The organism is Pseudoalteromonas sp. T1lg24 (assembly GCF_002964745.1).
In the GTDB taxonomy this organism is placed as follows: domain Bacteria; phylum Pseudomonadota; class Gammaproteobacteria; order Enterobacterales; family Alteromonadaceae; genus Pseudoalteromonas; species Pseudoalteromonas spongiae.
On record NZ_PQCB01000034.1, the window covers coordinates 205,177 to 231,264 of the forward strand.

General features: G+C 40.8%; 25 protein-coding genes. 4 read left to right on the plus strand and 21 right to left on the minus strand.

Translation table 11 applies throughout. The annotated features are described in order from the left end of the window. Window positions 1-59 precede the first annotated feature (59 nt). Both C2M30_RS20420 and C2M30_RS20425 read right to left on the minus strand, forming a co-directional pair. Window positions 60-2,210 (minus strand): response regulator, encoded by a 2,151-nt coding sequence (locus C2M30_RS20420; protein WP_105173131.1) that lies wholly within the window; start codon window positions 2,208-2,210, stop codon window positions 60-62. A gap of 157 nt (window positions 2,211-2,367) precedes the next feature. Then, window positions 2,368-2,691, minus strand: a complete 324-nt coding sequence (locus tag C2M30_RS20425; protein ID WP_054978254.1) for a DUF3718 domain-containing protein — start codon at window positions 2,689-2,691, stop codon at window positions 2,368-2,370. A gap of 668 nt (window positions 2,692-3,359) precedes the next feature. Between C2M30_RS20425 and C2M30_RS20430 the strand changes: the two genes are divergently transcribed. Next, complete coding sequence (locus C2M30_RS20430; RefSeq protein ID WP_010561467.1) at window positions 3,360-3,725, plus strand: DUF4870 family protein; 366 nt, start codon at window positions 3,360-3,362, stop codon at window positions 3,723-3,725. Window positions 3,726-3,773: 48 nt separating this feature from the next. Here C2M30_RS20430 and C2M30_RS20435 read toward each other — a convergent pair whose 3' ends face one another. The 3 genes from C2M30_RS20435 to C2M30_RS20445 all read right to left on the minus strand — a co-directional run bounded on the left by C2M30_RS20435 (window position 3,774) and on the right by C2M30_RS20445 (window position 6,641). After that, window positions 3,774-5,243, minus strand: a complete 1,470-nt coding sequence (locus C2M30_RS20435) for an LruC domain-containing protein (protein ID WP_105173132.1) — start codon at window positions 5,241-5,243, stop codon at window positions 3,774-3,776. Beyond that, a complete protein-coding gene (locus C2M30_RS20440; RefSeq protein ID WP_105173133.1) occupies window positions 5,240-5,617 on the minus strand; it encodes a hypothetical protein in 378 nt (125 codons plus the stop codon). The genes C2M30_RS20435 and C2M30_RS20440 overlap by 4 nt, the downstream gene beginning before the upstream one ends. A gap of 118 nt (window positions 5,618-5,735) precedes the next feature. Continuing rightward, complete coding sequence (locus C2M30_RS20445) at window positions 5,736-6,641, minus strand: response regulator (protein ID WP_199775916.1); 906 nt, start codon at window positions 6,639-6,641, stop codon at window positions 5,736-5,738. Window positions 6,642-6,723: 82 nt separating this feature from the next. Here C2M30_RS20445 and C2M30_RS20450 point away from each other — a divergent pair, with 82 nt between their 5' ends. Further along, window positions 6,724-7,521 carry a chromosome partitioning protein ParA gene (locus C2M30_RS20450; RefSeq protein WP_105173134.1) on the plus strand — a complete coding sequence of 266 codons (798 nt, stop codon included), beginning with the start codon at window positions 6,724-6,726 and terminating at the stop codon, window positions 7,519-7,521. Between the two features lies 1 nt (window position 7,522). Here the strand turns inward: C2M30_RS20450 and cysC are convergent, their stop codons facing one another. The 15 genes from cysC to ubiE form a co-directional block, all read right to left on the minus strand. Beyond that, window positions 7,523-8,119, minus strand: coding sequence for an adenylyl-sulfate kinase (cysC, locus tag C2M30_RS20455; protein WP_105173135.1), 597 nt, complete (start codon window positions 8,117-8,119; stop codon window positions 7,523-7,525). A 22-nt stretch (window positions 8,120-8,141) separates the two neighbouring features. Continuing rightward, entirely contained in the window at window positions 8,142-9,866 is a 1,725-nt protein-coding gene (locus C2M30_RS20460; RefSeq protein WP_105173136.1) for an SLC13 family permease, read from the minus strand. Between the two features lie 2 nt (window positions 9,867-9,868). Beyond that, window positions 9,869-11,287, minus strand: a complete 1,419-nt coding sequence (cysN, locus tag C2M30_RS20465) for a sulfate adenylyltransferase subunit CysN (protein ID WP_105173137.1) — start codon at window positions 11,285-11,287, stop codon at window positions 9,869-9,871. After that, a complete protein-coding gene (gene cysD / locus C2M30_RS20470; RefSeq protein WP_105173138.1) occupies window positions 11,287-12,186 on the minus strand; it encodes a sulfate adenylyltransferase subunit CysD in 900 nt (299 codons plus the stop codon). Before cysD ends, cysN begins: the two co-directional genes overlap by 1 nt. 37 nt (window positions 12,187-12,223) lie before the next feature. Then, window positions 12,224-13,648 carry a siroheme synthase CysG gene (cysG, locus tag C2M30_RS20475; RefSeq protein WP_105173139.1) on the minus strand — a complete coding sequence of 475 codons (1,425 nt, stop codon included), beginning with the start codon at window positions 13,646-13,648 and terminating at the stop codon, window positions 12,224-12,226. Between the two features lie 621 nt (window positions 13,649-14,269). Further along, window positions 14,270-15,283, minus strand: a complete 1,014-nt coding sequence (hemB, locus tag C2M30_RS20485; RefSeq protein ID WP_100914350.1) for a porphobilinogen synthase — start codon at window positions 15,281-15,283, stop codon at window positions 14,270-14,272. Next, entirely contained in the window at window positions 15,283-17,139 is a 1,857-nt protein-coding gene (locus C2M30_RS20490; RefSeq protein WP_105173141.1) for a sensor domain-containing diguanylate cyclase, read from the minus strand. Before C2M30_RS20490 ends, hemB begins: the two co-directional genes overlap by 1 nt. Next, window positions 17,130-17,918 (minus strand): TatD family hydrolase, encoded by a 789-nt coding sequence (locus C2M30_RS20495; RefSeq protein WP_105173142.1) that lies wholly within the window; start codon window positions 17,916-17,918, stop codon window positions 17,130-17,132. Before C2M30_RS20495 ends, C2M30_RS20490 begins: the two co-directional genes overlap by 10 nt. A gap of 4 nt (window positions 17,919-17,922) precedes the next feature. Further along, window positions 17,923-18,420 (minus strand): type VI secretion system-associated protein TagO, encoded by a 498-nt coding sequence (locus C2M30_RS20500; RefSeq protein ID WP_105173143.1) that lies wholly within the window; start codon window positions 18,418-18,420, stop codon window positions 17,923-17,925. Between the two features lies 1 nt (window position 18,421). Continuing rightward, window positions 18,422-19,180 carry a twin-arginine translocase subunit TatC gene (tatC, locus tag C2M30_RS20505; protein ID WP_105173144.1) on the minus strand — a complete coding sequence of 253 codons (759 nt, stop codon included), beginning with the start codon at window positions 19,178-19,180 and terminating at the stop codon, window positions 18,422-18,424. Continuing rightward, window positions 19,161-19,502, minus strand: a complete 342-nt coding sequence (gene tatB, locus C2M30_RS20510; RefSeq protein WP_100914345.1) for a Sec-independent protein translocase protein TatB — start codon at window positions 19,500-19,502, stop codon at window positions 19,161-19,163. The genes tatC and tatB overlap by 20 nt, the downstream gene beginning before the upstream one ends. A 3-nt stretch (window positions 19,503-19,505) precedes the next feature. Further along, window positions 19,506-19,730: a Sec-independent protein translocase subunit TatA gene (gene tatA / locus C2M30_RS20515; protein WP_010561481.1), complete on the minus strand. Its 225-nt coding sequence runs from the start codon at window positions 19,728-19,730 to the stop codon at window positions 19,506-19,508. A gap of 37 nt (window positions 19,731-19,767) precedes the next feature. After that, a complete protein-coding gene (gene ubiB / locus C2M30_RS20520) occupies window positions 19,768-21,378 on the minus strand; it encodes a ubiquinone biosynthesis regulatory protein kinase UbiB (protein WP_105173145.1) in 1,611 nt (536 codons plus the stop codon). A gap of 11 nt (window positions 21,379-21,389) precedes the next feature. After that, a complete protein-coding gene (locus tag C2M30_RS20525) occupies window positions 21,390-21,995 on the minus strand; it encodes a ubiquinone biosynthesis accessory factor UbiJ (protein WP_105173146.1) in 606 nt (201 codons plus the stop codon). Window positions 21,996-21,999: 4 nt separating this feature from the next. After that, on the minus strand, window positions 22,000-22,752 hold the full coding sequence (gene ubiE, locus C2M30_RS20530; RefSeq protein ID WP_100914342.1) for a bifunctional demethylmenaquinone methyltransferase/2-methoxy-6-polyprenyl-1,4-benzoquinol methylase UbiE: 753 nt from the start codon (window positions 22,750-22,752) through the stop codon (window positions 22,000-22,002). 247 nt (window positions 22,753-22,999) lie between these two features. Between ubiE and C2M30_RS20535 the strand changes: the two genes are divergently transcribed. Then, entirely contained in the window at window positions 23,000-24,172 is a 1,173-nt protein-coding gene (locus C2M30_RS20535; RefSeq protein WP_158683608.1) for a GGDEF domain-containing protein, read from the plus strand. Beyond that, window positions 24,172-24,819, plus strand: coding sequence for an EAL domain-containing protein (locus C2M30_RS20540; RefSeq protein WP_105173148.1), 648 nt, complete (start codon window positions 24,172-24,174; stop codon window positions 24,817-24,819). The genes C2M30_RS20535 and C2M30_RS20540 overlap by 1 nt, the downstream gene beginning before the upstream one ends. A gap of 56 nt (window positions 24,820-24,875) precedes the next feature. On the opposite strand, the gene C2M30_RS20545 is transcribed toward C2M30_RS20540, so the two are convergent. Further along, window positions 24,876-25,886, minus strand: coding sequence for a GGDEF domain-containing protein (locus tag C2M30_RS20545; RefSeq protein WP_100914340.1), 1,011 nt, complete (start codon window positions 25,884-25,886; stop codon window positions 24,876-24,878). Between the last annotated feature and the right edge of the window lie 202 nt (window positions 25,887-26,088).

Consider the following 26,088-nt stretch of genomic DNA (forward strand, 5'->3'; position numbering starts at 1 on the left):
TTTATATCTATTTTATATTTAAGCCATTTTAATTCTTTGAATTTAAATGATTTTGCTGTTTATAGTTGCTCGCGTGCATACTTTAAATAACTTGTTAAGCTTTGCTGCCAAAGTTGTTTTAAATATTCGTTATCAAATATTAACTTGTTATTTAGTAAGTCTCGTTCACTTTGTTTTAGTGCCAATCCGAAACGGTTAAAGCCTAGTTGTAATGCCGTACTGGCTAAGCGATGTAAGGTGCGAATTGTTTCATCAGTTTGTTTTTCAAAACCTGTTTCGCAGCGCGCCAGTTTGTCGCGTAGCGACATAATAAATTCATCGTAAATGGCATTAAACTCTTCTTGCGCAAAAGATGCACTCAGGCTTTGTGCTGCGCTTGCATCAAATAATATGTCTTCGACATTCTGGCTGGTTTGCGAAAAAGACTGTTGTTGCGAGTTAAAAATGGCTTGGCGCAGCTTTTCGAGTTTAATTGGCTTGCCGACAATATCTTTGATGCCGAGCGTTAAATACTCTTTTACCTCGTCCGGGCTTAAGCTAGCGGTAAACGCTAAAATTGGCGTGTGAGAATTGATATGGTCAATGTCGTTTAGTTTCTTTACAACCTCCTGACCTGAGAAATCAGGTAAATTCATATCGAGTAACACTAGGTCAAATGCCTGTTGTTGTAGTATTTGAATTGCTTCTTCACCGGAACTTGCCAGTGTGACTTGGTGTTGATCCATTGCCATAAACTCAATTGCGAGCTTTTGATTTAACGGAAGATCTTCAACTAGTAACACAGATAACCCAGTTAGTGTATCGGCTTTTTCTTTGGTTTGTTCAACAAGGCTTAGCTCGCCAAGACTAAAGCGAATATCAAAACTAAAACGGCTACCTAAATCGAGTGTACTTTCAATATTGAGCTCGCTCTGCATTTTATTAAGTAATCGCTCACTTATTGCTAATCCAAGGCCAGTTCCACCTTTTATTTTTCCAGCATCACTTTGTACATAAGGTTCTTTTAATTGTTCAATTTCTGATGCCGCAATGCCTGGGCCTGAATCTGTTACGGTAAATCTTACAATATGCTCTAGAGGTGCTTTAGAAAGAACTTCAACCGACAGTGTAACTTGGCCTGTGTCGGTAAATTTAATCGCGTTACCGAGTAAATTAATCAGTACTTGGCGCACGCTTTGTTGGTCAAAGTAATAGCACGCTTTTTTCGGTAAGTTATTGTTGAGCTTGAAATCTATGCGTTTTTGTTGGGCGAGAGGGCGATATAACAAGCATAAGTTTTCTAACCAAGGTGTTAGCTCTATGTCTTCCTCTGTTCCTGTTTCAGCATTTTGTTCTAAACGTGCGTAATCAAGTACTTTGCCAATTAGTAAGTTGAGTGATTCTGATGAATTGATGATTGCTTCACAATAAGGCTTCACTTTGGCGCTAGGTGATTGGTTTAAAATTAATTGAGCACTACCCATAATGCCGTTAAGTGGGGTTCTTATTTCATGACTCATGGTACTTAAGAATAAACCACGTAGCTCCGCATCTTGCTGGGCTTTATCTTTTAGGACTGAAAAGTGAAGAGCTTTTCGTTCACTGCACAAATAGGCCATACCTAGTGCGTAAAGTAATGGGCTGACAATGCCCGTAACCATAGCTCCTATCGCAAACCATTCATGTTTAAATAATTCGGGTGTGCCTAGCGGCATAAGGTAGTACGTACGAATTGGGTAAACGGTAATGAAAATAAGCGCGTGGCATAAATAGATATGTTTAGAGAAGCGGTGATTGGACGTATCCATTGTGAACATAATCCATAGGATCATAACGCCTTCAAGAAACCGCTGAAGGTTAAATATTAGTAATCGATTGTGTGCATTTGATTCGCCATAGGTGTACCAAGAAAACATGATGATGCAGCAGACAGTCACCAGGTTAAATAGCTTTATAGCGATACTGTTAATCGCAAAAAAACGCTGCAGGCAATGAATACTTAATATCGAGCAGCTAAGAATGATTAAACTTGCAATACCCGCTTTTATATCGATAACGCGATATAAATAAAGAGAGTAACTAAACAGAGCTAGTAACATTAAGCTCGGTAAAAGCAGATTGGTAAACGCCCCATCGACGCTTTTATTTTCTCGCCAAACTTGAAAACTAATAAACCACGAGAGTAATAAAACAACGCCACTAACAATGTAAAGGGTATTTAAATCAAGCATATCAAGACTTCTGTAAGCTGTATTTAGCTATGCTATCTTAACGGTGGCTAAAAAAGCAAAAGGCAAACATTAATTGCTCGCCTTTTAGTTATTGGATTGGGATGTCATAACTAAGATTAGTTATGTTGCTTTACAAAAGCAAGAAGCTTTTTAACATTTATTTTACAATATTGTTGTTTGCAAGTTGTTCTTGGCTTGGCTCAAGTCTTAAGTGCGCAATTGCTTTGTATGAATTGTGCTTTTGTGCAAATTCAGAAAGAGAAAGGCCATTACAAAATAGCACCTCTTTAGCTTGATGTTTACGTAATCTCGCTTGCTTTAAGCGTTTTGTAATAACCACTGGTTTATCTTTAATAATTGCAGCGCAAAGGCTTGAATCTGCTGAAGAGTCTGTTGTAACTACTTGCTTGCTATGTGCTGAAGATGGTGCGCTAGTTAATGAGAGTAGTGCGATTCCTGCTGTGATTAATAGTGTTTTCATTTTCGTGTCCTTTAATGTGGCGTTGGGTAAAGTGCACTGAAAAGGTAACTTAAAATTTTCATAAGAGTGTTTGAAAACTATTATGTGCTGTAACCAAGTATGTAGGAATTTTCTGTTTAAAAAGTAATCGATTAACAAGTTGCATAGTAAAACATAGGTATTCACATCTACATTGTTGCTTATTTTGCAATTAAATTCCGTTCGCCATTTAAATCAATCCGACTGTCTTAGGTTATTTAGTTAAAAATGTAAAAAGGAGCAAAAAGGTTAATTTTTTAGTGCTGGGTCATAACAAATAATTTGTTACACATGTATAGCGAGAACAAGCATAAAAAAGACCATTTGGGTCAATACGCGCTGTTGATTTAATAACTAAATTTGTCTGATGTGAGTACTATCAAGGCAAGCTTGAATTAAGTTACGACTAAGGCAGGCTGTATTGCTGCCTTTAGTTGTTGCAATAACGCCACGCATGTACAGTGCAACAAAGCTAAATTATGTGTTGTCTGTATATCAATACAAGTAAGCAGTAGATTTATAGTTTACTGTTTTTCAGATAGTTTTTTATCTTAACAGCTCCGCCCAGTGATTCTCTTATTGCAATAATTTCAGATGCTTGTAAATTAAGCATTCTGGCAACAAATAAGTTCATCATAAGGAGATAAAAGGTGACTGACCAGGTAGTTGAAACTAACGAAAAGCAAGATGCGTCGGCAAAAAATGGCGCTAAGATTAACTATGTACTTTACCTAGCGAGTATTATTTTAGGTATTACAGGTTTGATCGGCGTGATCATGGCATATGTTAATAAAAAAGATGCACCAGAATGGCTACAAACACATTATCAGTATCAAATCCGTACGTTCTGGATTGGTTTATTGTATGTTGTGATTGGAACAATTCTTTCTGTTGTTGTAATCGGCTTCGCAATCATTCTATTTTATCTTGTATGGCTAATTGTACGTTGTGTTAAAGGGCTTAAAGCGCTGGACAAAAACGAGCCAATCGAGAATCCAACATCTTGGATGTTCTAATCAGTTGATTTGAGATGTAGAAGGGCGCCTTACGGCGCCCTTTTTGTTTTACCATTTCCAAAATGAGGTAGGAAGTGATTTGGTTTTGTTGGTTGTAGGGGACATATACCAAGTTTCGTTCTGGCTACTACCATTGTTGGTATAGTCTAAAAACGTACTATAGGCTTCGCCCAAATCTGTATATTCAAGCGGTGGCAACCACTGATCAGGGAATACCAACGCATAAGGGTAGCCAAGTTGGTCTTTATACTCACTATTAAAACTGCCGCTATTGGTTGACTGAGAAAGTTGGGCTGTATTGCCAGAAAGATGAATTTCATAGCCTGTTGTCAGCACATGCAAATAAGGGTCATAAGGTGCAGCTGGAATAGCATCGAAACTAAGTGGTGAGTCCAAGTCAAATGAAAAGCTGAACTTGTGGCCTAGAATCGGCGTTTGCTCACTCAATGTATTCGCAAAATCAGAGCCTTCAACTTTCATCAACGCTTTGGTATTTTCAAATAGTCTTAAATTTAGGTTTCCATTCACCGCTTGCAGCTGTGGGTAACCAATCGCTTGTTCGGAACTTCCTGGTTTAAATAGGTTAACTTGCGCGTTGCCCGACACATAGTCACTGAAAGGTACGTGTAGATACCAATCGTGATTAGCCGAGGCGCCTCGGGCGATCATATAACCAACGCCAATCACAGAAACGACCTGTGAGTTTGACACACCAAAGCCAACGCGATAACCAATTACCAAATCATTAAAATCGTAATCACCGCGATTGGGGTACTGATCTTCATAAGCAACCACAAAATATGACGCACTGCTAGGATAATATACCCATGAATCAACGGTTTGTTCTACTTGCGATTGTGCGACTACTAAGGGAGCTTCATCGACACCAGGAGCTAGCTCAGTTAATACTTGAGCATCATAAGGGTTAACAACCGCGATATCTTCGTAACCGCCCGTATAATCATAAAATGCCTCGGGATCGCCAAGTGATTTGTTGGTTTGTTGTAATCTTACGGCAAGAAAAATAGCGTCTGCATTAGCTATTGAGTCAGGTACCAAAATAGTAAGTAAACTATCAAACTCCGAAGTGATGTCATTCAGCGTGGCGCCGGTAATGCGTGATGAGCCCGATTCACCGATCATGGTGTAGCGAAAAGTACGGGAAGTTTCGCTAATCGCGGCAACTAGGCTGGTGGTTGGTGTATAAAACTCATTGTAACGAGACTCACTGCCATTTCGTACAACGATAAGTTCGACCGTATCGACAGTAACGCCTTGGGTTGATGCTTTTTCAGTGCCATTTGCCGCTTCGTTTATATCTACTGCAAATACAAGTTTGTTGCCATGCGCATTACGTAGTGATTCTAAGTCATCTACCGTTAGGTTATTAGTGCTTTGTTGTGCTTTAAAAAGGTCAATGTAGCCGTAACCTTGTTTGATGGTATCGGCTAGTTTTACTGATTCCACCGCAAATGTCTGGAAGCTTATAAAAAGAAATAATAGGATACTGATTTTCATAATGAAATCTCCCCAGTTACCTGCTCATCATCACTAAAATCCGAAAAAATATCGTATTTAATAGTTTTAACCTTGTTAGGTACGTGGATTGAGAAAACGTGTTGTTCTGGTACTTTGCCCAAAAATAGCGTTTGCTCTGCATCAACATATACTTTGATGAAGATGTTGTTACCATTTAAGGTAAGCTCTTGCAGATTAATTTCGACTTTATGCTGTTGAAATTGAGCGAAGTTAGCATTTTCATCAACAGGGTTATCGATAAGCTTATTTGATTTAACCGACACTGGGGTTGGAATAGATTCAGGTGTATCGCTTGAGCCACCACCACAGGCGATGAGCATAAGGCTACATAAAATACAGGCAATGTGTTTCATAGAAAACGTCCTTCTTCACAATCGTAAATAGCCTGTTCAAGAAATGAGCCTAATTTAAGGTTATGAATTTTCTATGATTATTTTTTGGGGTTTAGTTTTGCGTTGCATTTTGCAATGCTTAAAAACCAATTATGGTTACTCGACCTTGAGCCAAAGGGGGGATTTGTATCGAGATATCAAGTCGCCTATTAGCGGGCGTCTTGTAGAGACTTTCTAATTTGGGAAAGGATTGGTCTATAAAGTTAGTACTTTTTAAGCGTAAACTTTTTCGGCTTTGGTGATCAAGAAATGCAACAGCGACCTTTTGCAGTATCTGTTGACTGGTTTCCATCACATACTTACTTGGGCGTTTGGTTTTAATAACGCGTTGAATATGTCCATTTGTTACGTTTGGGTTGCTTTTTGCCAAGGTGCACGCGGCATAAATATCGAGTAATGCCACAGAACGTACTTTTTGTGTTTCACAGTCTTCAAATACCGCCATAATACAAGGCAGTTTAGATTCATCAAATACCTGTGCTTTGATAGTGTTAATTGTTAGCTCGTTTGAGGTGAGCTTTACTAAGCTTTTTTCGAGTTGAGCTAGATTAGGCAGTGCCAATCCCTCTGAGAGCTCTTCTATCTCGTCCAGTATAATTTCGCTTTGCTCAGCGCCTTGCACCAAAGGCAATAGTTTTTCGTAAAGCTCTTGATCATCAAATGGTTTGCTGAGTACAAAGTCAGCCCCCGCCTTTTGCGCTTGTGCGAGTTGCTTTGTATCGTCGATGGTGGTGATCATACCGATTTGCGTTTTTAGCTGCTTTTTACGAATCGCCTGAATTAATGCAATTCCGCTGAGCTCGGGCATATTCCAATCAGTCAGTAAAATATGAGGTTGCCATTGCCCAATGATGGAAAGGGCATCAATCGGATTATTTGTTTTTTTTATTGAAAGGTGACGATAACCAAAACCTTCAAGCGAGCGTCTCACAATTTCAAGGGTCGCTTTGCTATCGTCTACAACAAGTATTCTCAAAATTAACATCTGCAGTTGTAGATAATTTATTCAGTATAGTCGCAAAAAATAATCAAGACTATACTTAACTCACTGTCTTACTGGAGAAGTTATGAATATCCCAGGTTTAACCTCATTCAAAGTTTTAGAAATACTCGCGCTGGACCTAGGTTTGCTTATTCTTTTGGGTTGGTTTGTTATTTTATGGCTGATCCTTCGAGAGTTTAGAAAATTTGCACATAAAGTGGGTGGCAATGGCTCGCATATCGACGATAAATTGATCGCAGAATATCAAGATTCAATTGAGATGGCGCTTAATTACAGCGCTGATAACCGCGATACGCTCGATGCGTTAATTCGTGTGCAACAAGGGCTAGAAAATCAACTTGCAAATATTAAGGCATCGACATCAGATCACATCAGTAAAGAAGAAAAAGCGTCAATGGATGATTTGAATGCGCGTTTAAAAAAGGCGCATAAATTAATTCATAAGCTGAAAGGTGATTTAGACACCAGTGTGAAAAAGCTAAAAATTACCCGTGAAAAACTTTACTCTCAATACGACACAGTTGAGCGTTTAACCAAAGAAAACAAAAAAATTAGCGAGCAGTTTGAACAATTAGAACGAGAATATGTGCAATTAACATCAAACGCCTCCACAACTTCAAGTAATGACGAAAACAACAATTTAAAAAGAGCGCTACAGCAATACAAAAAGCAAATGGCCGAGCAAGATCAAGTTATTCAACAATTAATGGCTCAAGGCGCAGATAATACAGATGCCGGTGAGGCTAAAAAATTACAGCAAAAATTGTTAGAAGCCGAAGAGCGATTAACACATCTAGTAAAAGAAAAAGATTTTGTAGAGAAGAAGTTTCTCGACTTGCTACAACAAGTCGAGAAAAAATAACTTAGATGATTTGGCGTTGCTTTAAAGCAGCAATGATTTGGTTAACTGAATCGGCAACTGTATTTGCACCGGTATCAAGCGTAATTTCAGGTGTTTCAGGTGCTTCATAGGTTGAATCAATACCTGTAAAGTTTTTAATTTCACCAGCACGCGCTTTTTTATAAAGTCCTTTCGGATCACGCGTTTCACACACAGCTAACGGGGTATCTAGGAAAACTTCAATAAACTCACCGTCTTCTACTAGCTCACGTACCATTTTGCGTTCTGCTTGGAATGGTGAAATAAATGCGCTTAATACAACAAGCCCTGCATCAACCATTAACTTAGCAACTTCGCCCACGCGACGGATATTTTCTTGACGATCTTCATCACTAAATCCTAAATCACCACAAAGGCCATGACGCACATTGTCACCATCGAGTAAGTAGGTATGAATACCCATTTCATGAAGAGCGGTTTCTAGTGCGTTAGCAACGGTACTTTTACCTGAGCCTGACAAACCTGTGAACCATAAAATGCATGGCTTATGGCCTTTTTGCTCTACCCGTGCTGATTTTTCGACATGGTAGTTGTGCCAAACAATATTTTCGTCACTCATAATGGGTTCTACAATCCGTTAATTAAAATGGAAAAACAATAGGTATAAAGATCAACGCAGTAATTGAATATACTAACGACATGGGAACACCCACTTTGATGTAATCTTTAATTTGATAGTTGCCTGCGCTATACACCATAAGGTTGGTTTGATAACCAAATGGCGAAATAAAACTGGCAGATGCGCCAAATGCAACCGCCATAATAAATGGCAGTGGGCTAACACCAAAGCCAATCGCTAATGAATAGGCGATAGGGAACGAAAGCGCAGCTGCCGCGTTATTAGTAATTAATTCTGTACAAAGTAAGGTCAAAAAGAAAATAACCACAAGTGCGGTGTAGGGACCAAACTGACCAACTAGACTTAGCACAAATTCCGAGATTTGCGTTGCCACACCGGTGTCGATCATCAATTTTGCAAGGCCTATGGCGCTTCCAACGATAACAAAAAGCTCAAGTGGAAAACGGCGCTTTACTTCGCCAACCGAAACCACGCCCCACAACATAAATGCAATTAATAATACAATTAAGCCTTTAACAAGCGGGACAATGTCGAAAATACTGAGTGCAATGACAGCAATAAAACCCGCAAACACACAGTGAGACTGTTTTTCATCAAGGTGGCTTTGTAAGTCGAGGCCTGAGATATAAACAAATTCGCGTTTGAGCTTTTTGTTTGATTGGAAATCACTGCTCGGAGCTAAAATAAGGCTGTCACCAGCTTGTAATTGAATATTGGCGAAGCTACCTTCTAAACGACTGTGGCCGCGACGAATAGCCACTACTGCTGCTTTAAACTCCTTACGGAAGTTAGCATCTTTTAGTGTTTGACCAACCAACGAACTGCTATGACTGATAACCACTTCAACAAAGTGTTCAACCGCCATTTCGTGTTTATCGTGAATAACTTCTAATCCGTCAAACTGCTTCAATAATGGCACCGATTTTAAGTCACCTGAAAACAGTAAAATGTCGCCAGCTTTAATTACTTGCTTTGGCGTTACTGCGGCAATACGCTTTTCACCGCGTATAATCTCGGCTAAAAAAATATCTTTTAATTCACGTAAACCGTTCTCTTCAACCGTTTTGCCAATTAATTTAGAGCTCGCTTTTACTTTACCTTCGAGATAAAACGGCGTGACTTCATCGTCAGCTTCTTGATAATTGGGCAGAAATTTTAACAGCAGCAAAATTGCAATTAAACCGGCACTTAAAACCGCAAGACCAACCAAGGTGAAGTCAAAAAAGCCGAGAGGCTCCATACCAGCTTCAACGGCAAAGCCATTGACAATAAGGTTAGTTGACGTGCCAATTAAAGTGAGTGTGCCACCTAGTATTGCCGTATATGACAAAGGTAATAATAGCTTTGAGGGGGCGTGGGTTTTGTTTTCTTTTACCGCAGAGATAAGGCTTGCTACCACAGCCGTATTGTTGGTAAATGACGATAAAAAGGCGGTTGATAAGCCTAACTTAGTGACTGACTTTGATAAGCTTCCTTTTGCTAAGGAAGTTGACAGTTTACGAACAAAGGCCGTTTTTTCGATGCCAATACTTATCAAAATCAACAACACAAGTGTAATAAGAGATGGGTTAGTGAAGTTAATTAGCACGCCTTCTAAATCTATCAGACCTGCTAAATAACTTACACTAATTGCGCCAGCAAAAACCCACGCAGGTTTTAGTCGCGTGCCAAATAGGCAGGCGACTAAAACGAACATAATAAGGCTAAGGCTGACTTGCTGATACATACTTATAGCTTTGAAATATCAATTGCTTGCCAGTGAGGGAAGTGTTTACGCACTAATGCATTAAACTCAACTTCAAAGGCACTAAAATTTGATGGTGCTTGTTGTGTATCGGCAGTGTCAAGTACTTGTTCAATCATACCAGCTGCAACCGTTAGGTTTGATAGGCGATCAATCAAGATAAATGAGCCAGTTTCACGGTTGGCAACATAAGCGTCAGCGAGCACTTGCTCATCAATTTCAATTGTAACAATGGCGATTTCATTAAGCTGTAGGCTGTCTGCCTGACCGTGTGCGAGCGTGTTAACATCGATAGTGTGGTCAATCGCAACGACTTTTGCAGTTGTTTTCTTAGTTGCCAACTTAACATTGTATTCTTTGCCTAGTACTAACGGAGCTTCGTGCATCCATACTAATTTTGCTTGCAGGCGGTTTGAAATCTTGGCCGTACTATTTGCTGGCACAATAACATCACCACGACTGATATCTATTTCATCGTTAAGTGTTAATGTAACGGCTTGTCCGGCTTCTGCGCGCTCTAAATTACCATCAAAGGTTACGATTTCTTTTACTGTAGACGTTTTGCCTGAAGGCAGTGCTTTTACTGCTTCACCTACCGTTAATTCACCCGCAACTAAAGTACCTTGAAAACCACGGAAGTTTAGGTTGGGGCGTGTAACTAGTTGTACTGGTAAACGTGCTTCAAACTCGGTATTAGCCGCTGCCGCAGGCGAGTCTTCAAGTAACTCAAGTAGCGGGGCGCCTGTGTAATACGGTGTTTTTTCAGAGCGTGTTACAACGTTATCGCCTTTTAAGGCAGACATTGGAATAAAACGAATGTCTTCAACATTAAGTTGCTTTGCAAAGTCTAAATAGTCTTGCTGAATTTTGCTGTAAACGGCTTCATCAAAATCCACGATATCCATTTTGTTGATCGCAACAACAAACTGTTTAATACCAAGCGAATCGCAAATAAAGCTGTGACGTTTGGTTTGCACTTGCACACCGTAGCGCGCATCAACCAGAATAATCGCTAAATCAGCAGTCGATGCACCGGTTACCATGTTGCGCGTGTACTGTTCGTGTCCTGGTGTATCAGCAATAATAAACTTGCGCTTATTTGTTGAAAAATAACGGTAAGCAACGTCGATGGTGATGCCTTGTTCACGTTCAGCTTGCAAGCCATCAACGAGTAGTGCAAGGTCTAGTTCTTCACCCGCATTACCTACTTTTTCGTTATCTTTATGAAGTGCAGCTAGCTGATCTTCATAAATTTGGTGGCTGTCGTGTAACAAACGACCAATAAGTGTTGATTTACCGTCATCTACGCTACCACAGGTTAATAAACGCAATAAGCTTTTATCTTGTTGACGCGATAGGTATTGCTCAATACCTAATTCTCTTACTTCATTTGCTGTCGACATTAGAAATAGCCCTCACGTTTTTTCTTTTCCATAGAACCAGACGAATCGTGGTCAATTGCACGGCCTTCGCGCTCAGATGATGTTGATAACAACATTTCTTCAATGATGCCGGTTAAGGTATTTGCTTCAGACTCAACCGCACCTGTTAGTGGGTAACAGCCTAAGGTACGGAAACGTACAGAGCGTAGCTCTGGCTCTTCGCCTTCACGGAGTGGCATACGTTCGTCATCAACCATGATAAGTAATCCATCGCGTTCAACAACAGGGCGCTTGTCCGATAGGTAAAGCGGCACAATTTCGATGTTTTCTTGGTAGATGTACTGCCAAATATCAAGCTCAGTCCAGTTTGATAGTGGGAATACACGAATGCTTTCACCTGGATTTACTTGGCCGTTATAGTTGTTCCAAAGCTCTGGGCGTTGATTTTTAGGATCCCAGCGGTGATTTTTATCACGGAACGAATACACACGCTCTTTTGCTCGTGATTTTTCTTCATCACGACGTGCACCACCAAATGCCGCATCAAAGCCATACTTATCAAGCGCTTGCTTTAAGCCTTGGGTTTTCATAATGTCAGTATGCTTAGATGAACCATGGGTAAATGGGCCAACGCCCATTTCGATCCCTTCAGGGTTTTTATGCACAATTAGTTCAAAATCGTATTCTTTTGCTAAGCGGTCACGAAACTCGATCATTTCGCGAAATTTCCAATCTGTATCTACATGCAGTAGTGGAAAAGGAATTTTGCCTGGGTAAAAAGCCTTGCGCGCTAAGTGCAATAACACCGATGAATCTTTACCAATTGAGTAAAGCATCACAGGGTTTTCAAACTCAGCCGCAACCTCGCGGATAATTTGAATACTTTCAGCTTCGAGTTGCTGAAGATGGGTTAATGCCATGATTTTGTCCTAAAACGTAAAGTTAATTCTAAATTCTTTATGCCGCATTGGTGAGCAGCTGGCTGCTCGACAAATGTGACTGTTGTGAATTACCAAACCAAGCAAGCTCTTTGCTAAGGTTGGCTACTTCACCAATAATCAGTAATGCTGGCGATTTAATTTGCTCGCGTTCAATTAAATTTGCCAAGTCATTGAGTTCACCTGTTACCACACGCTGTTCTTTACGTGTGCCGTTCTCAATAATTGCTACAGGTGTCTCAGGTGCGCGCCCATATTCAATCAGTTTTGCTTGAATATGCGGCGATTTTATCACACCCATATAAACAGCGAGAGTTTGATTTGCTTTTGCCAGAGATTGCCAATCAAGTTCTTGGCCCTCTTTTTTACAATGGCCTGTGACAAATTGAATTGCCTGCGCATGATCGCGGTGCGTAAGCGGAATACCCGCATATGCCGAGCAGCCTGCTGCGGCAGTAATGCCTGGTACAATTTGAAACGCAACTTGGTGCTTTGCCAGCTCTTGTACTTCTTCACCGCCGCGACCATAGATAAACGGGTCACCGCCTTTTAAACGGCATACTTTTTTACCTTGCTTAGCAAGCTCAACCAAGATTTGGTTGATTTCATCTTGCGGCACGCTGTGATTACCTAAGCGTTTGCCAACACACACCAGCTCTGCGTCTTTACGCACCAGTGCCATAATTTCGTCAGACACTAAATAGTCGTATACGATAACATCCGCGGTTTGCATTGCTTGCAGTGCTTTAATCGTTAAAAGCTCAGGATCACCTGGGCCCGCACCGACCACAAACACTTCGCCGCTCAACTGGTTGTCACCTGCTAAGATGTTTTCAAAGGTTTGTTCTGCAGCAGCGATATCGCCTTTAGCTACTTGCGCTACTGCATCTGAAGTAAATGCTTTTTCCCAAAACATGCGACGTTTGCTAAAGCTATCTAACTGGCTTTTTACTTTATCGCGGAAGTTACCCGCAAGCTGCGCTAATGGGCCAATATGCTGTGGGATTATGGTTTCAAGCTTTTCACGTAAGCGACGCGCAAGCACCGGCGCTTTGCCTGCGCTCGAAATCGCGATGGTAATAGGGCTGCGATCCACAATCGATGGAAAAATAAAACTGCACTTTGGTTGATCATCAACCACATTTACGAAAATATTCTTTGCTTCGGCTGCATCGAAAACTGCTTTATTAACGGCTTCAAGATCTGTTGCCGCAATAACTAAGCTCTGGTTGTTAACATGTTGCTCAGTAAAGTAATCGTGGATAAGGGTTACTTTTTTAGCGTTACTAAGTGCTATTAATTCCGCACAAAACTCGGGCGCAACAAGGGTAATGCTGGCGTTAGCCTGCAGCATAGCTTGGCATTTGCGATGTGCTACATCACCACCACCAACAATTAATACAGGCTTATTTTCAAGCTTGGTAAAAATTGGAAAATAGTCCACGTGTTGTCCCCTAAGAAAGCGATAATTTTGCGCTGTGTTATCAGGCTGATTGCGTTACAGGCAAATATTTAGCATGGAGCATAGAGAAGAGCATGGAAAGAAAAAAATAACTTTAAATCTAGCTATATTCTTTTTAGTTATATATCAACTTTGATTTTGGTTTAAGCAAGTAAAAACAAGGGGTTTAATTAAAAACGTTGTGTTTAGTGGCGATTAGCCATTATAGTTATTAGATATAAATTTTTATTTTGAGCTGAGACAGCGATGTTGCAAGTGATTTATTTATGCCTATTTGCCTGTTTTGGCGCAACGGCAACCTGTTTTTTGCAGTTTATGTATTTTTATTGGATTAAGCGAGAAATGAAGTTAGTTTATTTGCAGCGCGCAGGCGCAGGCCTTTTGCTTGCGATACTCTGCTATGGTTTTATTATGGTGCTGCATTAAGGGTTATTAAATTGTGCTGCGCGGCGATAACTTTGCTGGCAACAATAAAAAAGGGCGCTAAGCGCCCTTTTCTGTTTGTTTCTCAATATTTGCTTTGATTGCTAGGCCACACATCAAGCGCCGCGATAAAAGCACGCTCAAACAGAACAAAAATAGAACAGCAAAGATCAACAGAGCCTAGTCTTTTTCGTTTAACCAAATCGCAGCTTTCTTAGCGAAGTAGGTTAAAATGCCATCGGCGCCAGCGCGTTTAAAAGCAAGTAATGACTCCATAACGATTGGTTTTTCAGCTAACCAACCATTTTCGATAGCCGCCATGTGCATCGCGTATTCACCGCTTACTTGGTAGGCAAAGGTTGGTACGCCAAATTCATCTTTTACGCGGCGTACCACGTCAAGGTAAGGCATGCCAGGTTTTACCATTACCATATCTGCACCTTCTTGCAGATCTAATGCGACTTCACGTAGCGCCTCGTCTGAATTGGCAGGGTCCATTTGGTAGGTCTTTTTGTCAGCACCTTTTAAATTGCCGGCAGAACCGACTGCATCTCTAAATGGACCATAGTAGCTCGAAGCATATTTTGCCGAATAAGCCATAATGCGCGTGTTGATAAAACCGGCATCTTCTAATGCTTCACGAATCGCACCAATGCGACCGTCCATCATATCTGATGGGGCAACAACATCTGCTCCTGCCTCGGCGTGAGACAGAGCTTGCTTAACTAGAATGTCTGTTGTGATGTCGTTTAGTACGTAACCGTCTTCATCAATAATGCCGTCTTGACCGTGTACCGTAAATGGGTCGAGAGCAACATCAGTTATGACGCCCATTTCTGGCACTGCTTGCTTAAGTGCTTTAACGGTACGCTGTGCAAGACCTTCAGGGTTGTACGCTTCTTCTGCTTCAAGTGATTTTTTATCTGCTGGCGTCACTGGAAAGATAGCGATCGCAGGTACACCAAGTGCCGCAAGTTCTTTTGCCTCTTCAATAAGTAAATCTATCGACAGACGTTCAATTCCTGGCATAGAATCAATTTTTTCACGACGACTTTTACCCTCTAATACAAATACTGGATAAATTAAATCGGCCGTTGTAAGTACGTTTTCTTGCATTAATTTGCGTGAAAAAGGGTCTTTACGCATACGGCGCATGCGTGAATATGGGAATAAATCTAAACCTGATTGGGCCATTATAACTCCTCGGGGTCTTTGGGTGACTGGGTTGAATCGGCAATAAAAACACGATTACGACCTTGCTGCTTGGCGCTATAGAGTGCCTTATCTGCCCAGTCGGTATATTGATTTGGATCTAAGCTTGCATCGGCAGTCTTGCTAAATATGCCGGCGCTAATAGTCAGTTTTACATCACCAGAGCTGGTTTTTATCGCATGTTTTGCAATATTTTGACGAATGGTTTCAGAAACTAACTTAGCACCTTGGCTATCGGTATTTGGTAAAATCAGGGCAAACTCTTCACCGCCATAGCGACATGCGATATCCGATGGACGACGCAATGCCCCTTTGATACTCGCTGCAACATACTTAATCGCTTCATCACCCGCTAAATGACCATATTCGTCATTGATTGGTTTGAAATGGTCGATATCCAACATTACTACAGCCAAAGGTGTTTGCTCACGGCGAGAGCGACGAAACTCCATGGTGATTTTCTTATCAAAATGACGGCGATTACGCAGCCCAGTTAATGCATCAAGTGTATTTAGTTCTTCGAGCTCAAGGTTCTTTTCTTGTAGTTCTCTAAGGGTCACTTCTAGCTCAAAAGTACGCTGCTGTATTTTACTTTCTAATTCTTCTTGGTGTAACTCTTGTAAGCGAATTGTTTCACTCTGAATGGCTTCGTTAGCTTCCGCTTCTGCAAGGCGTTTTTGTTGCTGACTTACTTTAATATCGCGCTGTTGAATATATTGGCTAATTGCAATTAAAGTGAGGGCAATACAGCTAATCAGATAACTTACACCAAACACCACCATAAGTTGGCTAAAGTAGATACTGTAAGAAAACAGCAATGCGCCTTTATACAAAAGGGTGATTAGCAGCGGCAAAATGCACACTACAAGTAATTGTGCCTTGGTGTCTTTTTTCTGCGCGCGAATGCCGGTTATCAGTAACAAAATAAGCACATGAATAAGCGCAAAAATAACCGCTACAGTAAGCGCTATGGTATAGCTTAAAAAAGGTGTTATAACTACTAAAGCTAAGCTGATACCAAGCGTAATGCGCAAACAGGCAACGTGTGGCTTAGCGAGGCTATGTAGCCCTAAAATTCGTTCGGTAAGAATGTTTAGTGGGACGAGCACAAAGATGGTTAACGCCGGAATAATGGTATGAATTAGCCAAAAGCTTTGGTCAGAAATATAGCGATAAACATAGCCGAGTAGCCACGCAAATAAAAACCAAACGCAAATATTAAACACTGCTGCAAGAGCAAAGCTTTGCTTTTTAGTAATTAAAAACAGCACAGATAAAATCAGCGATGAAGCAAACATCACTCCTAATATCAGCCCCATAATCAGGTTGAACTTGGCTTTTTTCTCAATGTACTTATCGTGCTGCCAAAGCGATAAGTTAAGCTTCATTACACCTGCTGTTTCAGCTTTTATATAGTATTCATAGTGTGTATTTGGTGACAGGCTGAGTTTAAATATCTGATCAGCATCTTTTAAATAGCGCGTTTTAATCGGCATGCTATCACCAAGTGTAAGCTGGGTTTGCGCTAAGTTGTTGCCTTTTTGAAATAACGTGAGCTTATCGATATGAACAAATGCGTTAAACAAAAAGAGCTCTTGCTGCATCTGTGTATTATTATTTATCTTAAATTTCAGCCAAACAGGTGAATTACCCAAGCCAAGATTGACTTGCCCTGATTCAACACGTTGCCAGGTATTTACTGGGATTTTCTCAGGAGAATCACTTGGTACTAGGCTGTAGTCAAATACTAACTGGGTGTATCCGTTTAATTTAGTATTTAAGGTATTTGCTTGCAGTGCACATGAGAATAATAGGCAAATAAACAAGATCAGTCGCATGCACTCACTTCCAAAGCAAAGAGTTTATGCGCATTGTTAAATGCTGCATCAGCGACTTCTTCTACAGGTAACCCATACAACTCAGCGGCTTGGGCAACAACATGTGTAATATGCACTGGTTCACAGCGGCGAGATTTTGGCTTAGGTTTAATATTGCGTGGTAACAAATACGGTGCATCGGTTTCAAACAACAGCTTGTCGAGCGGAATTTGTGGCAATAATTGACGCAACGTATCTCCGCGGCGTTCATCGCACAGCCAACCCGTGATGCCAATATAAAAACCGAGTTCTAAATACGCCTCTAAAGCTTGCTCACTGTCAGTAAAACAATGCACAACGCCTGGTACTTCAGCTTCTTTTACTATTGCTAAAAAGTCTTGATGCGCATCACGCTGATGCATATAAAGCGGTTTATTAAGTTTATTTGCCAGTGCCACTTGTGCGGCAAATACTTCGCGCTGTTTGTCGCGTGGTGAAAAGTCCCGATTATAATCGAGGCCACACTCACCAATTGCAATTACGGCGCTATCGCTTGCCAGTGACGCGATGGTTTCGCAATAATTGCCTTGTGCTGTTTTCGCATCATGCGGGTGAATGCCCGCACTTGCTGTTAGATTAAAGGTGTGGGCGAGCGCAATAGCTTGGCGGCTATCATCAATGTTTGAACCAATTAGTAGCATATTCTCAATGCCTGCCGATTGGGCACGGCAAATTACATCTGCTCTGTCTTTGGCAAATTGCTCGCTGCTGAGGTTTACACCGATATCAAAGTAACGCATACGATTATTTACGTTTTACTTTAATTCCTCTGTTTCTACCTTCAACTTTCATCGTAAATGAATTAAACATGCCGCGAGAAACGATAACTGTCTCACCTTCTTTAACCGTAAAGTAATCAGAGCCAATTTGGTGCCAAACATGGCCGTTCTCTAACATTATCATAAGCTCGCCGTGTGGTTTTTTCTTAACGCCAACCACAACAGAGGTTATTTCATCCGCCTCTTTTTTTACATTTTTATGCTCAAGGCCAAAATCGTCTTTTGCTGTTTGTGGTTTTGCTTTGTTGTTTGCTGCTTGCGCAGCGGCCGCAGGCTTAGCTTTTTTATTGTTGTTCGCTTTTGCTGCTGTAAGCTCTTTTCCTGCAACAACTTGGTCATAACACTGCAAGCGCTGAAAATCATTTTCGATAAAACTACATGCTTTTAATGCCTGTGTATTAATTTCTTGCGCACTTAGCGGCAAAGTAAGTAGTGAGAATAAAACAATAGATAACTTTTTCATTTTAGTTTTTAGCCTCTTCAGGGTCTGTGTTCTTTTGATAAAATCCTGCTAGCAGTAAGCCTAACTCAAAAAGGGCTAGCATGGGAATAGCCAACAATGTTTGTGATAAAACATCTGGTGGCGTTAAGAACATCGCAATAACAAATGCGCCAACGACAACATAAGGTCGCTTTTCTTTTAGTTTTTCTTTTGTTGTCGCACCGCTCCAACACAGCAGCATAATGGCGACAGGAATTTCAAACGCAATACCAAACGCGAAGAATAGCTTTAAGACAAAGCTTAAATAACTGCTGATATCGGGTGTAATGGTCATTACTTCAGGGCCAATGCCAGTGAAGAATCCCAGTACAATTGGCATTACAAGGTAATAACAAAAGGCAATGCCGCCATAAAATAAAATTACTGAGGCTGCCAGAATTGGAATTAGCGCGCGCTTTTCATTTTGATACAAGCCGGGCGCAATAAACCCCCAAATTTGATGCAAAATAAACGGGAAGGCTAAAAACAACGCAGCGAACAATGTGAGTTTGAATGGCGCAAAAAACGGCGCCGTAACATCGGTTGCAATCATGCTCGCATTTTCGGGTAAGTGCGAAATAAGCGGTGTTGCAACGAATTCGTAAATATCATTAGCAAAATAAACCAATGCTAAAAATATCAACAAAATGGATGCGAGTGCTCGCATTAGTCGGTTGCGTAATTCTACTAGGTGACTAATAAAGGTTGGCGCTGGTTCAGCGTTACTTTGGTTGTTGGTCATTATTGCTGTTCTGCGCTTGCTCTGTATTTTGTTCGGTATTTTTGTAACTGTGAGTTACCGATTGCGCCGCTTCTGAAAGTTCAGTAACTGAGCGTTTTAGCTCTGGCGACAGGTTATCCATACCTTGTTGTTCTGCTTTCTTTAAGTTTTGGTGCAATTCATGAACGCGCAGTTCTTCATTAATTTCAGCCTGTACATTTGTTGCCATTTGTTTGACCGTTTTTATCCAGCGCGCTACTGAGCGTACCGCAGTAGGTAAGCGTTCAGGGCCGAGTACAATTAGGCCTACAACTAAAACAACAAATAGCTCCCAAAAGCCCATTATTTAAACCTTATCGTGCTTTTTTTCGCTGTCGGTAACTTTATCGCTTTCGCTTTTGTTTTGAATTGCGTCAGATTGTTTGTCTTCATCTGATACTGCTTTTTTAAATCCTTTAACAGCGCCACCTAAATCACTACCAATACCGCGCAGTTTTTTAGTACCAAACAGTAATACGATAATTGCCAAGATAATAAGTAGCTGCCAAATGCTAATACCACCAATACCCATAATATGTTCTCCAAATCAGTAGATGGTTAAATTATACCTAATGATTGCTTGAATGTCGCAAAGCTCGCCAAGCGCTCACTGTTGCAGCCGTAAACAGTGCAGCAGCAGGAATAATGAAGTTAGTAACAAAAAATACTGTGCCAGTTAATGTGAATGTCATGGCAAATATTGCCCAGACTATAGCACGATTAGATTGTTGTATTGTGACGTTTGCACTCGAATTAGTGTGTTGTTTAAGTGCTTTGTAGAGTAAATCTGGCATTTCAGGCAGTTTTTCACCCCAAAATGGCAGATTTTCTTTAATTTGTGATAATACCGCTTTCGGGCCAATTTGCTGTTTTACCCATTCTTCTAAGAATGGTTTAGCGGTTTTCCAAAGATCAAGTTGCGGATAAAGCTGACGGCCCAGCCCTTCAATATAAAGTAAGGTTTTTTGCAGTAACACAAGCTGCGGCTGTACTTCCATATTAAAGCGTCTAGCGGTATTAAACAGGTTTACCAGCACTTGGCCAAATGATATTTCGGCTAGTGGTTTTTGGAATATAGGTTCGCATACGGTGCGAATTGCAAACTCAAACTCTTCAACATTTGTATCGGCTGGCACCCAACCTGAATCAACATGAAGCTCTGCAACTTTGCGATAGTCGCGGTTAAAGAATGCAATAAAGTTTTCCGCTAGATAGCGTTTATCTTCTTTATTGAGCGTACCGACGATACCGCAATCTATACCAATATACATTGGGTTTTCAGGGTGCTCTCGCGATACAAAAATATTACCAGGGTGCATATCAGCATGAAAAAAGCTGTCGCGGAATACTTGGGTAAAGAAGACCTCAACACCGCGTTCGGCAAGTAGCTGTAAGTTAGTGTTTTGTGCTTCTAGCGCTTCAAGATCTGATACTGGAATGCCATATATGCGTTCCATAACAAGCACGTTTTTACGGCTTAAATCGCTATAAACGTAAGGAATATAAAGACTATCTGAATCTTCAAAATTACGTTTAAGCTGAATTGCATTAGCACCTTCACGCTGTAAGTCGAGTTCATCTAACAGGGTTTTCCGATACTCGTTAATGACTTCCACAGGGCGTAATCGTTTGCCATCGGGCATAAATTGACTGACTAACTTGGCCAGTTGTGCCATTAGCTTGAGATCAGAGTAAATAGCGTCTTCAATGTCAGGACGAATAACTTTAATCACAACTTCGTGTAGCTCGCCTGCGTGTTTTAGTTGTGCAGTATGAACTTGTGCAATAGATGCGGAAGCTAGCGGTGTTTGTTCAAACTGTTCAAATAGCTGATGAATATCATCGAGTTCTAGTGCTTGTTCTATTAGCTGTTGCGCTTTATTGCCGTCGAATGGTGCGACATTATCTTGTAATAAACTAAGTTCTTTCGCGATATCAGGGGGTAATAAATCACGGCGAGTTGATAGCATTTGGCCAAATTTAACCCATACAGGCCCCAATGACTCAAGGGCTAAACGCAAACGCTGACCGACACTTTTATCTTTATGTTTATTGCCAAGCCAAAAAAAACAACTGCGCGCGAGTTTGCCATACCAAGGAAACAGGTGTGCCGGAATTAGTTCATCTAAACCATAGTTAAGAAAGGTTTTAATAATTTTATAAGCACGTGAAAAATGCACTAATTGAGCCCTTAAATTGCGTTACAAAGCTTATCTACGCGCTGCTCTAATTGCGCTAAGCCTTGCTGTAATGAGCGACACTGCTGTTTAAATAATTGCGCTTCCAGTGGGTGAATAGACACTTTTAACTCGTCTTGCAGTAAGCTGGTAAACGTTGTCTGTGATACCGCACTTTGTTTTTTTGCGTTACTAACCGCGTGTTTAATGCCATTGACTAGCGTGTATGCCGGGCCATCACCTAAATACGATGACAAATTATCAGCCCAGTCGATGTTCAGCGCGTTAAATGCCTTGCTATATTGTTGGGCTAGGTTTAAATCACCTTCAAGGTCGAGTTTGCCGCTGCGAATTAGTTGGGTTACTTTTTCTGGTTGCTTGAGTTCAAGCAAGGTACTTAAATCTGCGCGAATGAGGCAGTCGCTTTGGCTATCGCCTTTTGGTAAAACATGAAAGCGTTGACCATCAAATAACAGCGTAATAAACAACGAAATATCGGTAACATCAATGGTAAGCTGTTTACGCGTAGCTGCATGTAACTCAGAGACAAACTGCCCATCAAGCTTGGTTAGTTGATTCAGCAGTTGTTCTATTGCGGCAGAAATTAGGCTCGACACCATAAGCTTAGAATTTAAACCCTTTATGAAGTGCCACAATGCCACCAGTTAGGTTTTCGTAGCTAGTCATTTCAAAACCCACATCTTCCATCATTTGCTTAAGCGTTTCTTGATCTGGGTGCATGCGAATTGATTCCGCTAAATAGCGATATGATTCAGCGTCATTCGCAACTAACTTGCCCATATTCGGTAACAGGTTAAACGAGTAGAAATCGTAGGCTTTACTCAGTGGTTCGTGAATAGGTTTTGAAAACTCTAATACCAGTAAACGACCACCTGGCTTTAATACACGCTGCATTGACGCCAGAGCTTTGCTTTTATCGGTTACGTTGCGAAGGCCAAACGCAATTGTAATAAGGTCAAAGGTGTTATCTGGGAATGGTAACGCTTCGGCGTTCATTTGTACGTATTCAATGTTACCTACTTTACCTAGGTTACGCAGTTTTTCGCGACCCACTTTAAGCATTGAGTCGTTAATATCGCCTAATACTACTTGGCCTTCTGGGCCAACGATATCGCTAAAACGTGCCGTTAAATCACCTGTGCCACCGGCTAAGTCAAGAATTGTTTGGCCAGCGCGGGCACCCGAGCAAGCAATTGTGTGGCGTTTCCATAAACGGTGAATACCAAACGACATTAAATCGTTCATTACATCATATTTAGCTGCAACAGAATGGAATACATCGGCGACTAGGCCCTGCTTTTCTTCTCGTGCAACAGATTTGTAACCAAAGTCAGTTTGCTCGTCGTGTGGCTTCATTTTCAATCCTATGATTATTAACGTCCATAGTTTACTCGAATGGAATAACAAATGACAATCATCAGCGTGCCTTAGCGCTTAAATTGGGCACTTTTATTGATCTCACACTAAACTGGAATTATGGAATAAAAATTAGTCAAAACAATCGATGACCCTGAAAACCTATTTTAATGTGATTGTTGCTTTCATTATGGTCTCACTTTTTATTGTGATAACCAGTTTTACCGTGAGCAATAGCAAAGCATTTATGAAGCATCAGCTCGCTGAGCAAACTGAATTGTTGGGGTTAACGTTAGTGCAAAGTATTTCGCAGTCTGCAAATGCTAATCACCAGTTATTGACGGAGCATGTTTCACAGTTTAGCCGCTTACATCGATATGCTTATATTAGAGTGCAGCACCTTGATAAAACTTTAATTGAAAAGCGTGCTACACAGCCCTCGACTATGCCGAAATGGCTTGCGAATTACCTGTCTGTTTCTAGTCCATTATTTCAACAAAGTTTCGCACTTGCGGAGCAAGAATACATGGTGCAATTGCAGCTACAGGCTTCGCCCGCGAATAACTATATCTATGGCTCATTTAAAGATGTGTGTGCGGTATTTGCTTTTTTCATCTGTTTTGCTTGGTTTATTTTACACATTGCAATTCGCGCGCTTAAAGCCCCGATAGATGCTTTGCATCAACACACCAATAAACTTGCGAATAAAGAGTTTACCGAAGCACCTGAGATACAAAGTGTGTCTGAAATGAACGCGTTAATGTCGAGCCACAATCGCATGACAAATCAAGTGAAAGAGCTGGTCAACGAGCTAACTCAGCGCTTGGAACATGCTAAAAACGCGTTATACAGAGATGAACTTACGCAACTTGGTAATCGCCGTTTGTTTTGCGCGCAATTTGAACAATTGCTAAGTGATGAGAAAAACCAAAGCGGAGCACTAATATTAGTGCGCTTAAGTGAGTGGGAAACGGTTCGTCGTAAAGAGGGATTTTCGGTAGCGCGGTCCTTTTTAGAAGATGTGATATACACCTTGCAAACACATTCAAAGCAAGGTGTTAATGCACGAATTTTTCGCTTAAACGACAATGAATTTGCGTGTGTTTTACAGCATGTTACGCGAGATGAGCTAGTTAAAGTTTTGAGTGATATGGCGTCGCACTTGGCGCGTTTGCAAGGGCAATACCAGCAAAAGAAAGAAGTATTAGTAGGCGCTGTGTTATGGCAAAGCGGTGAAGCAATGTCGGAGGTTATGAAAGCGGCAGATGAAGCCGTGTTAATCGCCGCGAAAGAACGCAGAAAATATCATTTATATGAACCGTCTCAACGTATTAAAAAAGTATCAGATATGCTGGCGACACGTGAGCGTGTTTTAATGGCGATTATGAATCAACACTGGGCTTATCGCAGCATAGCGTAATGATGTCAGATCAAGTTAGTTTAATGTTTTCAGAAGTGCTCACGAAAATCACCTATCAGGACGAAGTGATCCCTACTTTGTTACTGCAATCAAAAGCCGAGCAATTTTCAGCAAGTGGCGAACTCGATAAGCGTATTTTTAATTTGATTAGAAGCTGGTATGTAAAAGGACAATTGGATTTGCCAGTGAGTATTAATGTATCGGTTCACAGTGTATTAGACGATACCTTTTACGCGTGGTTAGCTGAGCAGGCACATCAGTTCTCTGATTTGTTTACCTCAATAATTTGGGAGTTTGATGAGCAAATGCTGTCGCAAAGCCAGCTTGCACCGCAGGTTATTTCTAAGTTACATAAATTGGGTTCTAAAGTAGCGATTGACCACTTTGGCACTGGAGACAACACATTACTCGCATTGAGGAAGTGGCCGGTTGATATTGTTAAGCTCGATGGTAGTTTTATTCGTGAGTTAGAACAGAAGCAAGACTCTTGGTACTTTCTTGAGAATATTATTAAATTGGCGCACAGTTTGGGTGTTGTTGTGGTATGCGAGCAGCTTGAATCTGAAGAGCAGGTCAAATGGGCGCAGCAGTTAGGTAGCGATGGCTTTCAAGGCTTTAAGCTCGCACTACCTCACGCGATTGGGTAACAATTCCATTAAATTTTACGCCGATTTTAGGTTAAATAGCCTTATAGCCATAAAACCTAATGAGTATTATAAAATACGTTATTTTTACCTTGAAGTTTGGCTCTTGCGACTGAGTGTCTGGCGCTTGCAGTTAACTGCTTAAGATCTTGCTCTTTTTCTTTCATCTCGCTAATACCTAACGAAACGGTTAATGTTGGTAAGCGCTTACCACTGCGAGAGCTTATAAATTTTAGCTTTTCTACACCAGAGCGCATGCGTTCTGCAATTTCTTTTGCTGTTTGTACGCTTACGTCAGGCAGTAAAATCATAAATTCTTTGCCTTTAGTGCGCACTGGCAGACCACTGTCTTGCACGTATGAACGAATTTTTTTGGCGACTTTACCAATTACAACATCACCAACTGCTTGACCATATTTCTCATTAAAGTCATTAAAGTCATCAATATCAATGGCTATAGCACACAGGGATTTACCTTGTTCAACCCAAACCGCAGCTTTGTCCACCATGTAGGTTTCTTTATATAGGCCGGTTAGTGGGTCAACATGGCGATGCTTTTCAATTTGTTGCAGTTGCTGCTGGCAATTTTTAAGCTCTTGTCTAGCTTGTAGTAATGATTCATGCACGTGTTGTTGCGAACCTTTGAGCTCATAGCTCGCATCAATTAAGTCAGCAATAAGCTGTTTTGCTTCACTGATATCAGCATCGTCAATGGCAACTAAACTGCTATCTAATGTGGCGATATACTTGTTTACGCTATCACTACTTTGGTCAACTGAATTATCCATAATATCAATTGTTTCTGACACACCTTTAACAAGTTGCTTCTGGCTTGAATCGTGTTCAGATAAATAGCGGCTAAATAGGTTTTCTAGGATGTAACTATCTAATTTTTCGTCGGCAGCAAGCAGTGCTTCAATTTCTTCGCACAGCGCATCATGAGATTTTGAGATATAGCTATAGATCGTATGATAATTGATCGGAATTGGTGGTAAGTTATACCTTTCTAAAAACCAGCAAACCTCCGTCATTTTTTGCTGTGCCTGTGCCATGGAATCATGGTACTTCATAAAATCCCAACCTCAGTGGTTAATTACTGCTTAAATATTCACCCTAAATTACTAGCAACCTTCATCCCTTGAAGTCCAAAGTAATTAGAAAACAATTTTTATCTTTTGGGAATAGGAAAAGTCTATTAATTATTAAAAAAAATCGCTTTTATTTAGCTTAAATTTAACCGGTGGCACGATGTGATTTCAGTGAGATATGTAA